At 72.8% G+C, this 18,908-nt stretch carries 13 protein-coding genes and 3 pseudogenes; 9 read left to right on the forward strand and 7 right to left on the reverse strand.

What is annotated here, in order from left to right; all coding sequences use genetic code 11:
• Nucleotides 1–68 precede the first annotated feature (68 nt).
• The gene (locus tag ACIPFH_RS19080; RefSeq protein ID WP_401827804.1) at nt 69–3,848 is read left to right on the forward strand and encodes a hypothetical protein; all 3,780 of its coding nucleotides are present in this window, start codon (nt 69–71) and stop codon (nt 3,846–3,848) included.
• Between the two features lie 114 nt (nt 3,849–3,962).
• Here the strand turns inward: ACIPFH_RS19080 and ACIPFH_RS19085 are convergent, their stop codons facing one another.
• Both ACIPFH_RS19085 and ACIPFH_RS19090 read right to left on the reverse strand, forming a co-directional pair.
• Nucleotides 3,963–5,210 carry an MFS transporter gene (locus tag ACIPFH_RS19085; protein ID WP_401827806.1) on the reverse strand — a complete coding sequence of 416 codons (1,248 nt, stop codon included), beginning with the start codon at nt 5,208–5,210 and terminating at the stop codon, nt 3,963–3,965.
• Nucleotides 5,207–5,596 (reverse strand): hypothetical protein, encoded by a 390-nt coding sequence (locus ACIPFH_RS19090; RefSeq protein WP_401827807.1) that lies wholly within the window; start codon nt 5,594–5,596, stop codon nt 5,207–5,209. Before ACIPFH_RS19090 ends, ACIPFH_RS19085 begins: the two co-directional genes overlap by 4 nt.
• 206 nt (nt 5,597–5,802) lie before the next feature.
• Between ACIPFH_RS19090 and ACIPFH_RS19095 the strand changes: the two genes are divergently transcribed.
• On the forward strand, nt 5,803–9,150 hold the full coding sequence (locus ACIPFH_RS19095) for an AfsR/SARP family transcriptional regulator (RefSeq protein WP_401827808.1): 3,348 nt from the start codon (nt 5,803–5,805) through the stop codon (nt 9,148–9,150).
• Between the two features lie 124 nt (nt 9,151–9,274).
• Here ACIPFH_RS19095 and ACIPFH_RS19100 read toward each other — a convergent pair.
• Nucleotides 9,275–9,427 (reverse strand): annotated as a pseudogene (locus ACIPFH_RS19100) (LysR family transcriptional regulator); the annotation flags it as partial.
• 243 nt (nt 9,428–9,670) lie between these two features.
• On the opposite strand from ACIPFH_RS19100, the gene ACIPFH_RS19105 reads away from it, so the two are divergent.
• Complete coding sequence (locus ACIPFH_RS19105; RefSeq protein WP_401827810.1) at nt 9,671–10,846, forward strand: N(5)-(carboxyethyl)ornithine synthase; 1,176 nt, start codon at nt 9,671–9,673, stop codon at nt 10,844–10,846.
• 36 nt (nt 10,847–10,882) lie between these two features.
• Here the strand turns inward: ACIPFH_RS19105 and ACIPFH_RS19110 are convergent, their stop codons facing one another.
• The 3 genes from ACIPFH_RS19110 to ACIPFH_RS19120 all read right to left on the reverse strand — a co-directional run bounded on the left by ACIPFH_RS19110 (nt 10,883) and on the right by ACIPFH_RS19120 (nt 13,163).
• On the reverse strand, nt 10,883–11,404 hold the full coding sequence (locus ACIPFH_RS19110; protein ID WP_401827811.1) for an ATP-binding protein: 522 nt from the start codon (nt 11,402–11,404) through the stop codon (nt 10,883–10,885).
• A 216-nt stretch (nt 11,405–11,620) separates the two neighbouring features.
• On the reverse strand, nt 11,621–12,544 hold the full coding sequence (locus ACIPFH_RS19115) for an RNA polymerase sigma-70 factor (protein ID WP_401827813.1): 924 nt from the start codon (nt 12,542–12,544) through the stop codon (nt 11,621–11,623).
• Nucleotides 12,545–12,689: 145 nt separating this feature from the next.
• Entirely contained in the window at nt 12,690–13,163 is a 474-nt protein-coding gene (locus ACIPFH_RS19120; protein WP_356261680.1) for a carboxymuconolactone decarboxylase family protein, read from the reverse strand.
• A gap of 136 nt (nt 13,164–13,299) precedes the next feature.
• Here ACIPFH_RS19120 and ACIPFH_RS19125 point away from each other — a divergent pair.
• From ACIPFH_RS19125 to ACIPFH_RS19145, 5 genes and pseudogenes are all read left to right on the forward strand, one after another.
• Nucleotides 13,300–13,383, forward strand: a pseudogene (locus tag ACIPFH_RS19125) (hypothetical protein); the annotation flags it as partial.
• A 177-nt stretch (nt 13,384–13,560) separates the two neighbouring features.
• A complete protein-coding gene (locus tag ACIPFH_RS19130) occupies nt 13,561–14,250 on the forward strand; it encodes a hypothetical protein (protein WP_401827814.1) in 690 nt (229 codons plus the stop codon).
• Nucleotides 14,251–14,509: 259 nt separating this feature from the next.
• On the forward strand, nt 14,510–15,112 hold the full coding sequence (locus ACIPFH_RS19135; protein ID WP_401828078.1) for a sigma-70 family RNA polymerase sigma factor: 603 nt from the start codon (nt 14,510–14,512) through the stop codon (nt 15,110–15,112).
• A 58-nt stretch (nt 15,113–15,170) separates the two neighbouring features.
• Nucleotides 15,171–15,283 (forward strand): annotated as a pseudogene (locus tag ACIPFH_RS19140) (iron ABC transporter permease); the annotation flags it as partial.
• A 235-nt stretch (nt 15,284–15,518) separates the two neighbouring features.
• On the forward strand, nt 15,519–16,046 hold the full coding sequence (locus ACIPFH_RS19145) for an alpha/beta hydrolase (RefSeq protein WP_401827816.1): 528 nt from the start codon (nt 15,519–15,521) through the stop codon (nt 16,044–16,046).
• A 202-nt stretch (nt 16,047–16,248) separates the two neighbouring features.
• Here ACIPFH_RS19145 and ACIPFH_RS19150 read toward each other — a convergent pair whose 3' ends face one another.
• Nucleotides 16,249–17,196 (reverse strand): hypothetical protein, encoded by a 948-nt coding sequence (locus ACIPFH_RS19150; protein WP_401827818.1) that lies wholly within the window; start codon nt 17,194–17,196, stop codon nt 16,249–16,251.
• A 556-nt stretch (nt 17,197–17,752) separates the two neighbouring features.
• Between ACIPFH_RS19150 and ACIPFH_RS19155 the strand changes: the two genes are divergently transcribed.
• Nucleotides 17,753–18,202, forward strand: coding sequence for a spore-associated protein (locus tag ACIPFH_RS19155; RefSeq protein ID WP_356258846.1), 450 nt, complete (start codon nt 17,753–17,755; stop codon nt 18,200–18,202).
• The last annotated feature ends 706 nt before the right edge of the window (nt 18,203–18,908 follow it).

Here is an 18,908-nt window from a genome sequence, read left to right on the forward strand (position 1 = left end):
TGGCTCCCGGACCGTTTTTCCCTGTGATGTGACTCCCGTGCCGTACGGGGATGGGGAGGGTGGAGCTCATGGGGCGTCCCGAGAGACCTGTGGACCCGCAGGCCGGTCCCGTGCAGCTGTTCGCCCATGAGCTGCGGGAACTGCGGCGGACGGCGGGCGGACCCTCGTACCGCCGGATGGCCGAGACGGCCGGGTTCTCCGCGGCGACGCTGTCCGAGGCGGCGCGTGGAGAGCGGCTGCCGTCGCTCGCGGTGGTCCAGGGATACGTACGGGCGTGCGGGGGCGACCCGGGGGAGTGGGAGCCGCGCTGGAAGGACGCCGAGGCGGAGGCCGCGTCCGGCGCCCGTGACGGCGACGGGGACACCGCGGCGCCGTACCGGGGGCTGGCGCCCTTCGAGCAGGACGACCGGGAGTTGTTCTTCGGGCGGGACGAACTGGTCGGTGAACTCCTGCGGCTGGTGCGGGAGCACAGGTTCGCGGTGGTGTTCGGGGCGTCGGGGAGCGGGAAGTCGTCACTGCTGCGCGCCGGACTGATACCCCGCCTCCAGCAGGAGAACGCCGACCAGGGGCGGCCCGGCCCCGCCGAGGTGCCGGTGTTCACGCCCGGGGAGCGGCCTGCCGAGACGTACGGGCATCTGCTGGCCCCGACGGACGGGGATCCGGAGAGCTGGGTGGTGGTCGACCAGTTCGAGGAGGTCTTCACCCTGTGCCACGACCGAGCCGAGCGGGCCCGGTTCGTCGAACTCCTGCTGGCGGCCCGCGCCCCGGACAGCAGGCTGCGCGTGCTGGTGTCGGTACGGGCCGACTTCTACGCCCGCTGCGCCGAGCACCGGGAACTGGCGGACGCGCTCGGCGGGGCCGGGTTGCTGGTCGGGGCGATGACGGCGGACGAGCTGCGGGAGGCGGTGACCAGGCCGGCGGCGTCCGTCGGGCTGCTGGTCGAACGGGAGCTGACCGCGCGGATCGTCGAGGAGGTCCTCGACCGGCCGGGCGCGCTGCCGATGCTGTCGCACGTGCTGCTGGAGACCTGGCGGCGGCGGCGGGGCCGGCTGCTGACGCTGGCCGCGTACGAGGCGGCGGGCGGGGTGCGGGGGGCGATCGCGGCGAGCGCGGAGGAGGTGTACGGGCAGCTGACCCCCGCACAGGCGCGCGGCGCCCGCCAGTTGTTGCTGCGGATGGTCGAGCCGGGGCAGGGGAGCGCCGACACCCGGCGCCCGCTGACCCGGGACGAACTGGCCGAGTCGACGACCGACCCGGACGTGCCCGTGGTCGTGGAACGGCTGGCCCGCGCACGGCTGCTGACGGTCGACGAGGAGGGTGTCCAGCTCGCGCACGAGGCGCTGATCACCTGCTGGCCGAGGCTGCGCGACTGGATCGAGGCGGACCGGGAGTGGCTGCGCCACCATCGGCGGCTGGCCGAGGAGGTGCGGTTCTGGCTGGAGCACGACCGCGATCCGGGGGCGCTGGTCCGGGGCAGCAGACTGGCCCGCGCCGAGGAACTCTTCACCGGGAAGCCGGCCGGGGAACGCGGCCGGCTCACCCCGCCCGAGCGGGAGTTCCTCGACGCCGCGCTGGCGGCCCGCGCGGCGGAGTCCCGGGCCGCCGTCCGCGCCACCCGGCGCTCCCGTGTCCTCGTCGCCGCGCTGTCCGCCGTCCTGGCTGTGGCCCTGATGGGTGGACTGGCCGCCTGGCACCTGAGCGTCGACAACGCGCGCCATCACACCGACACCGCCGCACGCCGGGTCGCGGACATCGCCGACGCGATGCGGACGACGGACCCGCGGACCGCGATGCTGCTCAGCGTCGCCGCCTGGCGGATCTCGCCGCTGCCCGAGGCCCGCCGGGCGCTGCTCGGCTCCCTCGCCCAGGCGGAACACGCCGTCTTCACCGACCCCGCACCGGGCGACGGTCCGGCGCGTTTCCTCGCCGACTCCGGCCGTACGCTGCTCAGCGTCGACGACCGTACCTGGCGGACCTGGGACGTGGTCAAGGGCCGCCGCATCGCCTCCGGACGGCTACCGGCCGGCCAGGTGCTCGCGGCCGGCCCCGACGCCCGGGTTCTCGCGGTCGCCGGTGACGACGGCATCCGTCTGTGGGACACGGTCACCGGCCGCTGGACCGGCGACCCGCGCACCCTTCCCTTCACCTCCGTCACCGACATCGCGGCGGGCGGATATGTGGTGAGCGACGTCGACGACGCCCGGGTGCGCATGCGGTCCGTCACGCACGGCGCCGTGCTGTTCGAGGGCCGGGCGGCGGGCCTGGTGACCCCGGCCGTCAGCGCAGACGGCAGCCTGGTCGCCGTCTGCCCGGAAGACCGGTCCCCGCAGGTCTGGGACATCACCCGTCACCGCATCCGCCCCGGCCCGTGGGAACGGGCCCGCGGCCTGTGCGACGAGAGGGAAGCGACGGCTTTGGTGTTCGGCGCCGCCGGTGACCGGCTCGCCGCGCTCTCGGAGTCCGGCGTGCGGGTCTGGGACACCGCGTCGGCCCGCGAGGTGGCCCACATCGACGAATTCGGCGCGGAACGGGCCGCGTTCACCCCGGACGGCACGTTCCTCGCGACCGCCGACGGCGCGGAGATCCGGGTGTGGCGGCTGTCGGACCCGGCGGCCCCCGTGTTCCGGCACCCTCTCAACAACCAGCATCTGTACGGCCTTTCCTGGGACCCCGGCCGCCGGACCACCCTGCGCTACCTCGAAGGCGGCGCCGTCCACTGCCTGGAACTGGGGATGGCGGTCACGCCCGCCTGGCGCGAGGCCCCGCTGACAGCGGTACGGGTGAGCCCGGACGCCCGGACATACGCCACTGCCCAACTCGTCGACGACCGCTATCGTTTCGAGCTCCGCGCCACCTCCGACGGCCGCCTGCTGCGCACCCTCCCCGCCCCGCCCCCGCCCGTGTCGGCAGACCCCGCCGTTCCGGTGGTCCCGGAACAGACGATGGCCCTCCTGGCGTTCAGCCCCGACGGCAAGGCGCTCTCGTACGGCGTCTCGGCTCCCGGCAGGGAGGCGGCGCCGCAACGTTTCACGGTCTGGGACACGGGCCAGGACCGAGCCCGGGCCACCCTGGAACTCGCGACCCCCGAGTCGGCCGCCCCGGTGGTCGCCCTCGCCCTGGGTCCGGGCGGAGGCACTCTCTACGCGGCCCGCCTACCTGTGCCGGGCGTGGCGGTCGACGAGGCGTGGAACACGGGGACCGGCCGCAGGACGACCGTCCTCACCGGCCTGACGAGCACCCACCTGGCCGTCCATCCCGACGGCGGCCTCCTCGTCGGCGACAACCGCACCGCAGGCCTGCCCACCGGGAGCAGCACCGGCAGGAGCACGCTGCAGGTCACCGCGAAGGGCCTCGTCCAGGGCGAACAGATCAGCGCCCTGGCCTTCAGCGCGGACGGTTCGCGCCTCGCGGCGGGCGACCTGACCGGCCGAGTCGCCCTGTGGAACGGGGAGTTGAGCGACCGTAAGGGCATCCTGCGCAACGTCTTCCCCGCCCCGCCGGGCGGGGAACCGGAAGCGGTCAGCGCGTTGGCGGTCAGTCCCGACGGCGCCACCCTGGCCGTCGGGGGCGGCGCGGGCGCCCTCCAGCTCTGGGACATCGCCACCCAGCGGCCCCTGGGCGGCCCGCTGACCACGCCGGGCGAGCTGATCGACACCCTCGCCTTCAGCCCCGACAGCGGCACGCTGTACGCGGGGAGCGCGCATGTGCCCCTCCAGCAATACGTGGTGCACCCGGACCGGGCGGTCGCCCAGGTGTGCGCGCGGGCCGGCACGGGGGCCGACCTCTCGCGGGAGCAGTGGCGGACGTACGTTCCGGAGGTGGCGTACCGCAGGGTGTGCGTCGGCTGAACGGGCCGAGCGTGAAGTACGCCGCCCGCGGGGGGACGCCGGTCGATCGACGACTCGTGGTCGCCGATCCCGAACTCCACCGCGCCGAGGGGGAGTTCGAGGCCGTACGACGTCCTACGCGTCGCCGGGTCGCTTCGCGGGGAAACCGTGGCCGCGGGCGAGGACGACGACCGCGACCACCGGCAGCAGGAGCAGCAGCATGGCCCAGGGGAAGGAGCCGCTGCCGATCCGGTCGAGGAGGATGCCGCCGATGACACCGCCGGCGGCCATGGCGACGTTCCACAGCGTGACCAGCATCGCCTGGGCCGCGTCGGCGGAGTCACCGCCGGCGTCACCCGCGGCGGTCTGCAGCAGGGTGGGCACCCCGCCCCAGCCAAGACCCCACAGGAGGGCCGCGACATACACCACGGCGGCGTCGTCGGCGAGCACGGCCAGCAACGCCGCGGACACGGCGACCAGAAGGGCGCCGGCGATGGTCAGCACGCGCAGCCGACGGTGGATCCGGGCGCCCACGATCCAGATGCTCACCAGCGAGGCGCCGCCGAACGCGAGCAGCACCACGTCGGTGTCGTCCCCCATGCCCAGGTCCTCCACGAATGTGGCGACGTAGGCGTACAGGATGGTGTGGGCCAGGACGAAGACCAGCGTGACGAACAGGACGGGAGCCACACCCGGGACGCGCAGCGCGCCCCGCATCTTCGGGCGCTCACCGCGCTCCTGGCCGGGATGGTCCGGCACGGCCACGAAGATCCACAGCAGCAGCACCACCGTGAGCGCCGTCATCGCCAGGAACGCCGTGCGCCAGCCCAGCGTCTCGCCGAGGAAGGTGCCGGCCGGCACACCGAGGGAGAGCGCCACCGGAATGCCCGCCATCGCGACGGCGATCGCCTTGCCCTGCAACGGTACGGGCGCCAAGCGCCGTGCGTACCCGGCGAGCAGGGCCCAGGCCAGACCGGCGGCGACGCCCGCGACGAACCGCGCCACCATCGTCACGCCGTAGACCGACGACACGGCCGTGACGGTGTTGGCGGCGGCGAAGCCCGCCATGGCCGTCAGCAGCAGTGTCCGGCGCCGCCAGGCCGAGGTGGCCGCGGTCAGCGGGATGGCGGTCAGGGCCGTGCCGATCGCGTAGATCGTCACCGTCTGGCCGGTCGCGGACTCGCTCACATCGAGGTCGTCGCTCATCGCGGGGAGCAGGCCCGCCGGGAGGGTCTCGGTGAGGCTGGTGATGAAGACGGCGGTGGTGAGGGCCAGCAGGGCGAAAAGCGGGAGCTTCTGCCGCTCCTCGCCCCCGCCCCTGGCGTCGGGGGCGGCGCGGGTGTCCTTACCGGGCGCGGTCGTGATGTCTGGTGAGGTGCTCATGCGGTGGTCTCCGGATCATCTGGGGACGGGGTGCGTGCGGGGTTCCTTGTCTCCGCGGGTCGCACCGGGACGTGGGGGCTACCGGTGGCCGAGCCCGCCGCCGGCCTCTCGGCGCAGGCCGGCACGGACCCCATGGGCCCTCCGGGGAGCCGCGCGCCGGTCGTGAAGGTCGAGTCGGTGGCGAGGAACAGCACCTCGCGGGCGACCTTCCCCTCGGCCGAGCCCAGGCGACCCAGGGGCGGAAGGCCCGCGTGCGCCCGCTCCGGGGAGGGGCCGGCGGTCGGCAGTTCCTCCGCGCCGCCCTCCACGAGCCGCTTCGCCATCGCGGGCCCGAACCCGGCGTCCTGGCCTACGACCACGGCTCTTCGGCCCGCGTACCTGGTCATGCCCACGGCTCCTTCCTGATGGCCCCGCCGCCGGGCAGGCCACGTCAGCCGGTGGGAACGACTGTGCGCGGCCGCGCTTCGGAAGGACTGCGGATCCGCTGACGGTCCGCTGACGGCCGGCCACCCCGGGCTGGCCCCGGGCTGACGAGTGCGGGCGCCGTACGCTCCTCGCGGGCCGCCGCCCGGACGCATGTACGGTGGCTCGCATGCGGTTTGGGGTGCTCGGGACACTCGTGGTGTGGGACGACGAGGGGGAGACGGTCAGGGTCCCCGAGCTCAAGGTCCGGGCACTGCTCGCGGATCTGCTCGCGCACGACGCGAAACCGGTCTCCGCCGACCGCCTCGTCCACGACCTGTGGGGCGACGACCTGCCGGGCAAACCGACCGGCGCCCTCCAGTCCAAGGTCTCCCAACTGCGCCGGGCCCTCGGCCGGGACCGCGTCGTACGGCAGCCCCCCGGTTACCGCCTCCGCCTCGACCCCGCGACCGACGAGGTGGACGCCGACCGGTTCCACGCCCTCGTGGCCCAGGCCCGTCCCGTCGGGGACCCGCGGGTACGGGCCGCCCTGCTCACCGAGGCGCTCGACCTGTGGCGGGGGCCCGCATACGCCGACTTCGCGGACGAGGAGTTCGCGCGGGGCGCCGCGCGGCGCTTGGCCGAGCAGCGACTGTCCGTGCTGGAGGAGCAGGCCGAGGCCCGTCTGGAGACCGGAGAGCATGTCCTCCTGGCCGGCGAACTGACCGACCTGGTGACCCGGCACCCCCTGCGGGAACGGCTGCGCGCCCTCCAGATCCGGGCGCTCTACCGAGCCGGCCGCCAGAGCGAGGCCCTCGACTCCTACCAGGCCCTGCGCTCCCACCTGGCCGAACACCTCGGCATCGACCCGAGCCCCGCACTCAGCGCCCTCCACCAGGCAGTGCTGCGCCAGGACCTGGCGCTCGGCCAGACCTTCACCACCACTCTGCCGGAACCCGCGCCTGCCCCGACGGGGGCCCGTACGGCTGCCACCCCACCCGACAAGGCCACGACCGCCCCCGGTACCCCCGCGACGACCCCCGCACTCGCCCCACAGCCGCCGAAGCCCTCCACCCGGACCCCCCACTCGAACCTCCCCGCCCCCCTGACCCCTCTCGTCGGACGAGCCGAAGCCCTGACCCGCCTCTCCCAACTCCTCGCCGGCGCGCGCCTGGTGACCCTCACGGGCCCCGGTGGCGTGGGCAAGACCCGGCTCGCGGGGGCGGCGGCCGGAACGGCGAAGGCGGACGAACTTCCCGACGGGGTCTGGCTCGCGGAGTTCTCCGGTGTCCGGGCCGGCACCGCCGCCGACCTCGCGCAGGTCGTGGCCTCCTCCCTCGGAATCCGGGACGACATCCCGGTCGCGCTGCCGGGCGCCGGGGCCGGAGTTCCCGCGCGGTCCCCGGCGCATCGCCTGGCCGCCGTCCTGCGCGACCGCCGTACGCTGCTCGTCCTGGACAACTGCGAGCACGTCGTCGACGCCGCCGCCGAACTCGCCGCACTGCTGCTGCGCACCGCACCCGGGCTGCGTGTCCTGGCGACCAGCCAGGAACCGCTGGGCCTGGCGGGCGAGGCCGTGTTCCTCGTGGAGCCGCTGCGAAACGACGACGCCGTACAGCTGTTCACGGAGCGGGCCGCCGCAGCCGCCCCCGGCTTCTCGCTCGACTCGGAGACGTCCGGCCCGGCCGAACATGCCGCCGTCACCGAGATCTGCCGTCGTCTCGACGGCATCCCGCTCGCCCTGGAGCTGGCCGCCACCCGCGTACGCGCCTTGGGTGTAAGGGAGTTGGCGGCCCGGCTCGGCGACCGGTTCGGGATCCTCACCACCGGACAGCGCGGCGCGCCCGCTCGTCAGCAGACCCTGCGGGCGACGATCGACTGGAGCTGGGAGCTGCTCGGCGCGTCCGAGCGCGTGGTGCTGCGCCGCCTCGCCGTGTACGGCGACGGATGCGACCTGGTCGCCGCCGAAGCGGTGTGCGCGGGCGACGGCGTGGCCCGCGAGGAGGTGCTCGACCTGGTGACGCGGCTCGTCGACCGGTCGTTCGTGGTGGTCGTGGAGGGCCCGACCGGGCCTCGCTACCGGCTTCTGGAGTCCATCGCCGCGTACGCCATGGAGCGGTTGCACGAGGTGCGGGAGCTCACGGCCGTGCGCGACCGCCATCTGCGCCACTACCTCGCGCTCGCCGAGCTCGCCGAGTCCCGGTTGCGCTGCGCGGGCCAGCGGTCCTGGCTGTCCCGGCTGGACGCGGAAGCCGGAAATCTGCGTGCCGCGCTCGACGAGGCGTTGCGCCGCGCCGCCGCCGGGCACGCCGACGAGGCCGTCCGACTGGCCACCGCCCTGTCCTGGTGGTGGCTGCTGCGCGGCCGGCTCACCGAGGCGCGCCGCACCCTGTCGACCGTCCTCGCCGCCGCCCCCGAAGCGCCCGAACTGGCCCTGCTGCAAGCGGCTTTCACGCTCCTCACCGGCGGCCGGACGGATGCGGCGGTCACCGCGGCGGCGGACGCCGTCCCTGACCTCGTACGTCGGGCCCGCGCTCTCTGGCTGTGCGCGTACGGCCTGTTCAGCGTGGGCGAGGTGACCGCGAGCGCGGAGCTGAACGCCCGGGCCCTCGCCCTCTTCGACACCGCGGGCGAGCAGTGGGGCACCGCCGTCGCGCTCGGCCTGCGGGCCACGCTCGCCCTGGTCCGTGGTGACCTCGACGCACTCGGCAGGGACGGGCGGCGCAGTGCCGAACTCCTCGGCGAACTGGGTGAGCGCTGGGGTGAGTTGCAGACTGTGTCACCGCTCGCCGCGCTCGCCGAGATCAAGGGCGACTACGACGAGGCGGCTCGGCTCCAGCGCGAAGGGCTGCGCATGGCCCGGGAGTTGGGCCTGGAGGCTGAGGTGTCGGCGCGGCTGTCCGGCCTCGGTCGCCTCGCGTTGCTCGCCCAGGACTGGGACCGGGGCCGCACCCTGCACGAGCAGGCGCGTCGTATCGCCGCCGAACAGGGCTACAAGTACGGCGAGATCCATTCCGAGATGGGCCTCGCCCTCGGTGCCCGCCGCTCCGGGGACCTCGGCGCGGCCGAGGCGCACCTGATGGACATCCGCGACGGCCACGCCGACGCCTCCTCGGAGGCGGGCGACCATCTGCTCCTCGCCGAACTCGGCTTCATCGCCGAACTCCGCGGCGACGCCGCCCGGTCCGTCCGCCATCACCTGCACGGCCTGGACATCGCCCGCTCCCTCGCCGAGCCGCGCGCGCTCGCCCTGTCCCTGGAGGGCCTCGCGGGCGCGGCGTCCCTGAGCGGGCCGGGGACGCCGGCCGAGTGCGCCGCGCTGCTGCTCGGGGCGGCGCACGCGGCCCGCCGTGGGGTGGGTGCCCCGCTGCCGTCCGCCGAGCGCGGCGACGTCGACCGGGTCACGGCGACGGCACGGGCGGCCCTGGGCGGACGGGCGTTCACGGAGATCTTCGAGCACGGTACGCGGCTGACCGCGGAGGAGGCGGTGGCCCACGCCTGTTCAGCACTCGACTGGCAGGCATTTCCGGCCGGTTGACGACCAGGCCCGCGGTTCGGCGCCCGAAGCCTCGACATCCGTGTGGCGCGGGCGCACACACCACGCGATGTCCTCCTCGGCCGACGAAATGATCGTCCGCACCGGATGGCGGCCGTGGAGGACATCAGGGGGTCATCGCGGTGGCCGTGCGGATCAGCCCGGCGAGGGCGACGGAGCGGCTGTGCGCGGGCCAGGCGATGTGGGTGACGACGGGGGGTGCGTCGGTCAGCGGGACGGCGGTGTGCTCGGCCCACAGCCAGGCGCGGGCGGTCGGAGGCGCCGAGGACGGTCATGACCGAGGCGTGCGGGCGCCTGTCCCGCTGTGCGGTTCACCGCTGCCGCCGGGGGCCGGGCCCGCACATCCTTCGAGCTCAAACGAGCGGCGGACGATCCGAGGCGGGGACGGGAGTACGGTGGTGGTACCGAGCGCACCTCGCACGCCGTCATCCATTTCGGCGTCGCCCTCGGGGAACGGCAATCCCGGAACGCATCGCGTCCGGTCGGAAATGAGCCGCCCCACATGAGCCTGATGAGCCTCGGAGTACTCGCCTCCTCGCACAAGGAGAACGAGTTCCGGCTGCCGCTGCACCCCGGCCACCTCGGACGGATCGCCCCGGACGTACGCGAGAGGATCTTCCTCGAACAGGGCTACGGCCGACGGTTCGGCGTCGCCGACGACGCGCTGCGACCGCTCGTGGCCGGCCTGCGCTCCCGTGCGGAACTCCTCGCCGAGTGCGACGTCCTGCTGCTGCCCAAACCGATGCACGACGACGTCGCCGAGCTGCGCGAGGGCCAGGTGCTGTGGGGATGGCCGCACTGTGTGCAGGACGAGAAGATGACTCAGCTCGCCATCGACCGACGGCTGACCCTGATCGCCTGGGAGGCAATGAACCACTGGACCTCCACGGGCGCCTTCAGTGTCCATGTTTTCCACAAGAACAACGAGCTCGCCGGTTACTGCTCGGTGCTGCACGCCCTGCAGCTCGGCGGGCTGACCGGGAGCTACGGGCGCCGCATGCGCGCGGCGGTCATCAGCTTCGGCGCCACGGCGCGCGGCGCGGTCACGGGCCTGGGCGCCATGGGGGTTTCCGACGTCACGGTGCTCACCCAGCGCGCCGCCGCGGCGGTGGCCTCGCCGATGCCCTCGGTCGTGATGGGCCACTTCGAGGAACAGGAGGACGACCCGTCACGGCTGCAGGCGGTCACCGCGGCCGGTGCCGTGCCGCTGGCGGAGTACCTGGCCGGGTTCGACATCATCGTCAACTGCGTCCTGCAGGACACCGACGCGCCGCTGATGTTCGTCAACGACGAGGAACTCGGCCTGTTCCGGCCGGGGACGTTCTTCATCGATGTCGCCTGCGACGAGGGCATGGGCTTCGGATGGGCTCGCCCCACCACCTTCGGCGAGCCCATGCTCGCGGTGGGGCCGGGTTGCCACTACTACGCGGTGGATCACAGCCCGTCCCACCTGTGGAACTCCGCCACCTGGGAAATCAGCGAGGCGCTGCTTCCCTATCTGCGCAAGGTCATGAGCGGACCCGTGGCATGGGACCGCGACGTCACGGTCCGAAAGGCCATCGAGATCCGCGACGGCGTCGTCCAGAACCCGAAGATCCTCTCCTTCCAGCACCGGTCGTCGGCCTACCCCCATGCTCCCGAGGCTCCGGCCACGTGGCCTGGAGGGCGGTCGACATGACGTGTGGCCCGGGGAGGTGGCTTCGCGTGGCGGGCCTCAACTCTTGAGGGCCTCCGTGATCCGCAGGGCGGCCTGGGCGGGCGTGAGGTGCGTGGTGTCGACGACCTCGGCCTCGCCGTGCAGCCACGTGCGGGCCGCCTCGGCATAGGGCTCGAGATATTTGAGGCGGAACGTGGAGGGACCGAGAAGTGTGTCCCCCTCGATGCGCCCGCGGAGGGTGTCCTGGTCGGCGTGGAGGACGAAGTGCCGTACCGGGATCGCATGTTGGGCGAGGCCGGTGCTGATCTCGCGCCAGTACCGCTCGACCAGGACGGTCATCGGCATCACCAGTGTGCCTCCGGTGTAGTCGAGTACGTGGCGGGCGGTCTCGACGACGAGTGGCCGCCACGGGGGCCAGTGCTGGAAGTTGTCCGTCCGGGGCAGCCCCGGCGTGATGTCCATGAGTGTCTCGCCGACCTTTTCGGCATCGAACACCCGTGAATCCGGGATCAGTTGCTGCACGAGCGCACTGGTCGTCGTCTTGCCTGCGCCGTGCGTGCCATTGAGCCATACGATCATGGGACCGACACTAAGGGCTGTCCCGGGATCCCCGGCGGGCGCACGACGACAGTTACGGCACCTCGCCGCGTTGTCGGAACACCCGAACACCTCCAGTATGCGGACGGGCCTCCGCCTTGCGATGCACCGCATATGACGCCGCGCGCTGATCCACCAGGGAATACGGGACCACCCTCGGCGCCGTGCGGGCGACGGGTCGGGCACGGCGGGAAGAGGTCATTCCGCCTGCCGGCGGACCTCCTTCACCTCGCGATCGACAGCCCAGGCGTCAGCGACCGGCCCGAGGTGGCCGAGCTTGTCGGGGTTGATCACCGAGCGGATGGTCTGGACCTGACCGTCGAGCACCTCCAGGACCAGGATGTGGAGCACCTTGCCGTCCCGGTCGCGGAAGACCGCTCCGGGCTGGCCGTTGACGTCCTGCGGCTCGAAGGTCACGTCGACCCGGGCCATCAGCGGGAAGACGGAGGCGAGCAGCCGGGCCACGTTCTCGGCGCCGATGACGGCCCTGGCCAGCTGCGGAGCCTTGCCGCCGCCGTCCCCGACCATCGACACATCGGCGGCGAGCAGATCCCGCAGGCCGACCACATCGCCTTCGCGGAGGGCGCCGAAGAATCGCGTCGCCAGCTCCTGCCGCTCCTGACGGTCCGCCTCGAACCGCGGCCGTCCGGCCTGCATGTGCCGCCGCGCCCGTACCAGCAGTTGCCGGCACGCCGCCTCCGACCGCTCCACCGCCGCGGCGACCTCGTCGAAGCCGAAGCCGAACACCTCCCGCAGTACGAACACCGACCGCTCCAGCGGGCTGAGCCGCTCCAGGAGCAGCAGCGCCGCCATCGACACCGAGTCGGCCAGTTCCGCCGAGCGCGCCGGATCCTGATAGGGATCGGTGAGCAGCGGCTCGGGGAACCACGGCCCCACGTACTCCTCCCGCCTCACCCGTGCGGAGCGCAGCACGTCGATCGAGATCCGCGTCACCGTGGCGGACAAGAAGGCCTTGGTCGACGTGGGCCGGGTCGTCGAGCCGTCGAAGCGCAGCCAGGTCTCCTGCACCGCGTCCTCGGCCTCACCCACGCTGCCCAGAATCCGGTAGGCGATCGAGAACAGCAGCGGCCGCAGCTCCTCGAATTCCTCGACCTTGCTCACGCCGACTCCCCCCGTGCGTCCTCGTGCCCGGCCGTACGCGTCGGCCCGGGCACCTTCTGATGATCATCCGGTCCACCGGCGGCGCCGAGCAAGGCCACCGGGCCGGGACGCCCGCAGTGGGCCCGGGCCGGTTGTCGACGACCGTTCAGTGGAACTGCCCGACCTCGTAGTCGCCGGCCGGCTGCTGGGTGATGATGTTCAGCCGGTTCACCGTGTTCATGAAGGACACCAGGATCACCAGGGCGGTGAGCTGCTCCTCGTCGTAGTGCTCGGCGGCACGCGCCCAGACCTCGTCGCTGACCCCGGCGGCCGCGTCCGCGACCCGGGTCCCCTGCTCCGCCAGCTCCAGCGCGACGCGTTCGGCCTCGGTGAAGACCGTGGCCTCCCGCCACGCCGCCACCAGGTTCAGCCGCACCGAGGACTCCCCGGCGGCGGCGGCCTCCTTGGTGTGCATGTCGATGCACACGGCGCAGCCGTTGATCTGGCTCACGCGGAGCGCCACCAACTCCTGCGTCGCGGCCGGCAGCGGGGTTTCCTTGAGCGCCTTGCCCGCCGACATGATGTACCTGAGGGCCTTGCTGGGGTTCGGGCCGGCGAAGTAGTTCAGTCGCGCGTCCATCGGGTGCTCCTTCGTGGTCGTCGGTGGCTACACCCTTGAGACGAGACAGCCCGACGCCCTGTGACACGCACGCGGACGGCAACCTGTACGCCGTGGACGCCGACACCGGCGAACCGCGGGGGAATTCCGCACCGGCAGCCCCGTGTACTCGACGCCGGCCTTCGCCGACGGAGTGGTCCGCGTCAGCAGCGTGAACGGCGTCCTGTACGCGGTGACGTAGCAACCGACCGACGTGAGCCGCGTCGGCCCGACCATCCGTGGGGATCGGCCGGACCGCCTTTCGAGTTCCGGTGGAGCGCTGTGTCCTGTATCACTCTCTTCGGGGTGAGTGACGGGCCGGGGCTCTGCGCGTACCCACCCGTGACGAGCGGAGCCCGGATGCGAGGATGAGGCCGTCATGACTGCTGGGTGGGGTGCGCGCACGATACGAGCCGCGGTGTTCGCGGCCGTCTGCGTGCTGCTCGCTGCCCTGGGCCACGTACTCATGTCGGGCTCCACCGTGCCGTGGTGGACGATGTCCGTCGGCTTCGCGGCCACGAGCGGTGTCGGCTGGACTCTGGCGGGCCGGGAGCGCGGACTCCCGCTGGTGGTGTCCGTCGTGGTCGTCGCACAGGGGGCGCTCCACTCGGTCTTCTCCTGGGGCCGGTCGGCGGCGCCGGGGTCCGGCCGGGGCTCCGTGGCGCAGGACATGAGCGGCATGCTCATGGGCTCGATGCCCATGGACGCGATGGACACGGGCTCCACGGGGGCCATGTCCATGGGCCACGCGGCGCATGCCGAGCACCTCGGCCATCTGGCCCACGACACCGGCGGTATGTCGTCGCTCGGCATGCTCGCCGCCCACACGCTGGCCGCTCTGCTGACCGGTGTGTGGCTGGCGTACGGCGAGCGGGCCGCGTTCCGGCTCCTGCGGGCCGTCGCCGGATGGCTGGCCGCGCCGCTGCGGCTGCCCCTCGCCGCCCTGCCCGTTCCACCGCGCCGGCCCTGCCTGCGGCCGAGGAGCGGGCGTGCGGAGCGGCTCCCGCGGCTGACGCTCACGCACACGATCATCTCTCGGGGACCTCCGGCCGGGACCGCTGTCGTCTGAGACAGCCGGCTTCCCGAGGCCGTCCCGTCGGTGCCGCTTCCGTCGGCTCCGAGGCCTCGGGCACGGGGCGTACACGCGTACGTCCTCTCCCAATCCCCTCCCCGGGACCTTCCGCGGCGGCGGACCTCACGGCCGTCGTGCCCTGCCCGCGCCTGTGCGCGTGCTGCGCCGCGCCGATGGGTCCCGGACCACCCGAGAAGGACATCAGGTGATCACTCCTGTCCTCCCCCTGCCGGCCAAGAAGCGCGACGCGGGGCGCATGGCGTTCGGCCGGTCCGCCGCTACGACGACGCCCGACGACCCGGCCACTGTCTGGGCCCTGGCCGCCCGCGCCGGCGATCCCGACGCCGTCGACCGTTTCGTGCGTGCCCTGCGTCCGGACGTCGTCCGCTATGTCACGTACCTCTCCGCCGACCGCCAGCTGGCCGATGACCTCGCGCAGGACACGTTCCTGCGGGCGCTCGGCAGCCTGCACCGGTTCGAGGGGCGCTCGTCGGCGCGTACCTGGCTGCTGTCCATCGCGCGCCGCACGGTCGTCGACAGCCTGCGGTACGCCGCCGCCCGGCCGCGCGCGGCCGACGTGGACGACTGGACGATCTGGGCCGAGCGGGCCCAGCCCAGCGGTCTGCCGGGGTTCGACGACGGCGTGGCCCTGCTCGACCTGCTGGACGCGCTGCCCGCCGAGCGGCGTGAGGCGTTCGTCCTGACCCAACTGGCGGGGCTGCCCTACGAGGAGGCCGCCGAGGCCGGCGGCTGCCCGGTCGGGACCGTCCGCTCCCGGGTGGCCCGGGCCCGCGCGACCCTCGTCGAGCTTCTCGACGAAGCCGAGGGATCCGGGGCCTCGATCGCCGTCGCCGCGTGAGCCGAGGGGCGCCGGGGCCCACTGAAGTCGGGGTACACCGGCACCCTTCCCGGCCTCCGCCGGGGTCGCGGTCGGCCACGTCCTGCTGCCGATGACCGGTTTCGTCCAGCTGCGGCGACGCCGACCGAGCTGCGCACGGTGATGTTCTGGCTGGTGGGCAGTGTGGTCGGCGTGTGTGGGAACCCTCCACCCGCACCGCCGTCCGGCGGCAGCGCGCCCGGTTCCTTTCGGCGCCGGGCGCGCGACGGAAGGGACCTGTGACGATCAACCGGCGCCATGCAGCGCGTCGCCGTTCCTGTCCGGTGAGGCGCGTGGAGGGTTGAGCCCATCGCCTCATCAGGGCGCTACGAGGGTGCGCAGGACGATTGGCATGGGGAGGGTCGGCATGACAGGGATTCGGCAGGTCTTGTTCATCCAGGGCGGTGGCGCGGGCGCGCACGACGAGTGGGTCGACAGCATGAGGCGAGAGCTCGGGGACGCGTACGAGGTCCGCTACCCGCGGATGCCCGACGAGGACGATCCGAGTTACGCCCGGTGGAGCCCTGCGATCCGGCGCGAGATGGCGGATCTGGCGGACGGCGCGGTCGTGGCCGGCCATTCGGTGGGAGGGACGATGCTCATCCACGCACTCGCCGAGCAGTGGCCGGACCGCAGGCTTGCGGCGATCGTGCTGATCGCCGCCCCGTTCGTGGGCCGGGGCGGCTGGCCGGGCGACGAGTTCGAGCTGCCCGGGGACCTGGGCGCGAAGCTGCCGCACGGCGCTCGGGTGCATGTGTTCCACGGGCTCGATGACGAGACGGCCCTACCGTCACACGCAGACCTCTATGCCCGGGCGATTCCGCAGGCGAAGGTGCACCGGCTGCCCGGGCGCGATCACCAGCTCAACAATGATCTGAGCGAAGTGGCCAAGGCGATCAGCCCCGGCAGAGCCTGATCAGCGACCCGGTGTTCTCCAGCTCGTACCGCGGCTCTTGTCGTGAAGAAGGCTGACCGTCAGGAGACGACCGACCAGGCCGGTGATCGACTTGCGCCCGCCCTCGTAGGCCGCCTCGCGACCGACCGACGGGCGTCGACGGGCGTGGACGGGCACATCGGATCTAGGCCTCACCTCTTCGACCGTGCACGTCGAGCCCGTCTCAGTTGGGCAGTTCGACGTTCCACGTGCGGTTGCCCGCCGGCCTGGCGGTGACCTGCGCGGTCGCTTCCGGGTTCTGGGGGTCGAACGTCGATTCCACCCGGTGGACCATTTCGTCACTGGTCCAGAACGGTTCGTTCTTGGTGAACCGGCCGCCCAGCTTGCGGCGGACCTTCCAGCGGAACTTGACCTCGTAGGAACTGAGCCAGTAGCCGTTGGTCATCTTCATGCCGCCCGAGAATCCGGGACTGTCGTGAAAGGTGATGTGATCGGCTTCGTTGGTGATCGTTCCGTCTTCGGTGTTGTAGGACGGACGGAAGGGGCCGTCCACAACCCACGCGCGCTTGGACTTCTTGGGGCGGTAGTTGACCGCGGCCGGTGAGATCTGTGAGTTCTCGTCGGTGACCTCCTGCCAGAAGTCGTACGCGTCCGCCGCCCGCGTCGTCATCCCGTTCGCCCGCTGCAGCGTCGCCTCTTGTTCGAAGCCGATCTCATGGCTGCCGGTGAGCGACTGCGTTGCGGCTCCGACGTAACGGGAGGTGAAGCGGAGGGTGGGATTGCCGATCTCCTCCGGCTCCTCCGCCTTCTCCTTGCCCTTCACCGCTGTCCCGGCCCGTCCGCTGCGCGTGGACCGGGTCGCCTGCTGATCCTGCTCGACGCGCTGCTGTTGCTGCGGCGGGCTTTCGCCCCGCTCTATGCCGGCGTCGTCCTGGGTCCGTTTGGAGCGCGTCCCCGGCGCGGCCCAGGGAGTCTTCGGTCCCGCTCCCCGGGTCTCGCCGACCGTCCGGCTCACCGCCGCGTTGCCCGCGGCGCGCTGGAGGGCGATCGCCTGGGCGGGTGTCATCGCGCTGTGGTCGGGGGAGAAACGGTGCTCCGGCGTGCTGTTCCCGGGCGGCCGGATCACGTGTCCAGGGGCCTCGGCGTTCTCCCGTTCCTGGCGCACACGCACAGCGGGCGTTCCTCTCGTAGCGGCGGCGTACCGCTCACCCGGCGGCCCAGCAGCTCACCTGGACACCGGGACACGGTCCGCACGACAGTAGGCGGCGGGCGATCGGCGCTTCAAGAGCATCCGTGCACGCGTCGGGGCAGCGGGAGTAGCCCCCGAGGGCAACCGCGCTGATCAGCTGCGTCATCGAAGGCGCCACGCTCGCGTCGCTCAGGGCAGCCGCGACAGGCGGCCCCTGACTGGCGGAACACAGCGGACACGCATCTCGGCCGGGTTCGCCCCGCTCGGCTACCGCGAGCCGCGCCCCCACGACCTGGGTGTCGGAACAGCGAAAGGCGCCTGGGGCAGGGGCAGATGACCGGCAGGCGCGGGCGCGGCCGGAGCACCTGGGCATGGTCCGGAGCGTCGCGGACGCGCTCTCCCAGAGCGCTCCCTCAACTCGCCCTGTCGCGAAGCCAATTATGGCTGAAAACGCCTGTAAGTCCGGCACAACCATCCGGATGCCCCGCGGGTCACACAACACGGGAGCAACCGACTCCTAAGATCACAAGGGGGAAATATGCGTTTCACTCACTCCATGCTGGGAGCCGCCGCGCTGGCGGCTCTGGCGGTGGGAGCCACGACCGCCCTGGCGACGCCCGCCTCCGCCGCACCCAACACCACACCGCAGAAGGTGTGCGGCAGTAGCTACAAGACGGTGAACTCGGCTCCCGTCGGTTCACTGGGCACCGTCTACCTGACGTACAACTCCTCCAACGGCAGGAACTGCGTCACGACCATCCGCACCAACCCCGGCACCGTCAAGGACATGTCCGCGTGGATCTACGTCCCCGCCACCGACGCGAACGACGCGGACTACGGGCAGTACACGTCCTTCGCGGGTCCGACGTACATCTACGGCAAGGGCCAGTGCGTCGACTGGGGCGGCCACATCGCCAACGTGTACGTGCAGGTGTCGGGCTCCAACTGCGGGTCCCTGAAGGAGCAGCGGGTCACCTACACCCGCTGACCCGCTCCTCCCGCTCGGCCATCACGTCCGGCGCGCCGCCGGCTCCCGTCTTCCCGCAGCCGGGGAACGCCCGCTGACGCTCGCCGGGACGGCGCCGCGCCGCACAGGGGGCGGGAGGCCGCAGTGGTCAGGCTCGCCCTGGTGGAACCCGCTCGGTTCCGCCAGGGCGACACCCGTGTTCTGGAGGCGGGATCTCGCACAAGTTTGCACGCGCTGCTCTCCAGGTCGCGGCGCCCGTGCGGTGTCGCGCAGCCTGTCGCCGCCGCACCGGTTCCACCGCAGGACAGAACGGGCGGCCGCCCGGTACGGACTCCGCGGGGGGAGCGTGAGCGTCAGCGGGTGCGGCGGATGCGGATCGGACCGCGGGCCTGTGCCGGCCGCCGCCCCGGTCCACTCGGAGTCGATTTCCGGCGGAGCCGGCCGTCGACGGCGACTGCTGTGCCGGAAAGGTCGGTCACCGGCCCGGACGACGGGGTGCGGTTCGTGTCGGAGCTCACGCCGGCCGCTCACGCCGGCCGCTCACGCCGGCCGCTCACGCCGGCCGCTCACGCCGGCCGCTCACGCCGGCCGCTCACGCCGGCCGCTCACGCCGGCCGCACGGCCGGCCGGTCGGACTCCGTCGGGCGTCGCGCTGTCAGGGGTTGCCCTCTTCGCGCCGACCGTGCTGATCGCGGCCGGTTTCCCGCCTTGCCGTGATGACGGGAAA

The organism is Streptomyces sp. NPDC088157 (genome assembly GCF_044741545.1).
GTDB lineage: Bacteria > Actinomycetota > Actinomycetes > Streptomycetales > Streptomycetaceae > Streptomyces.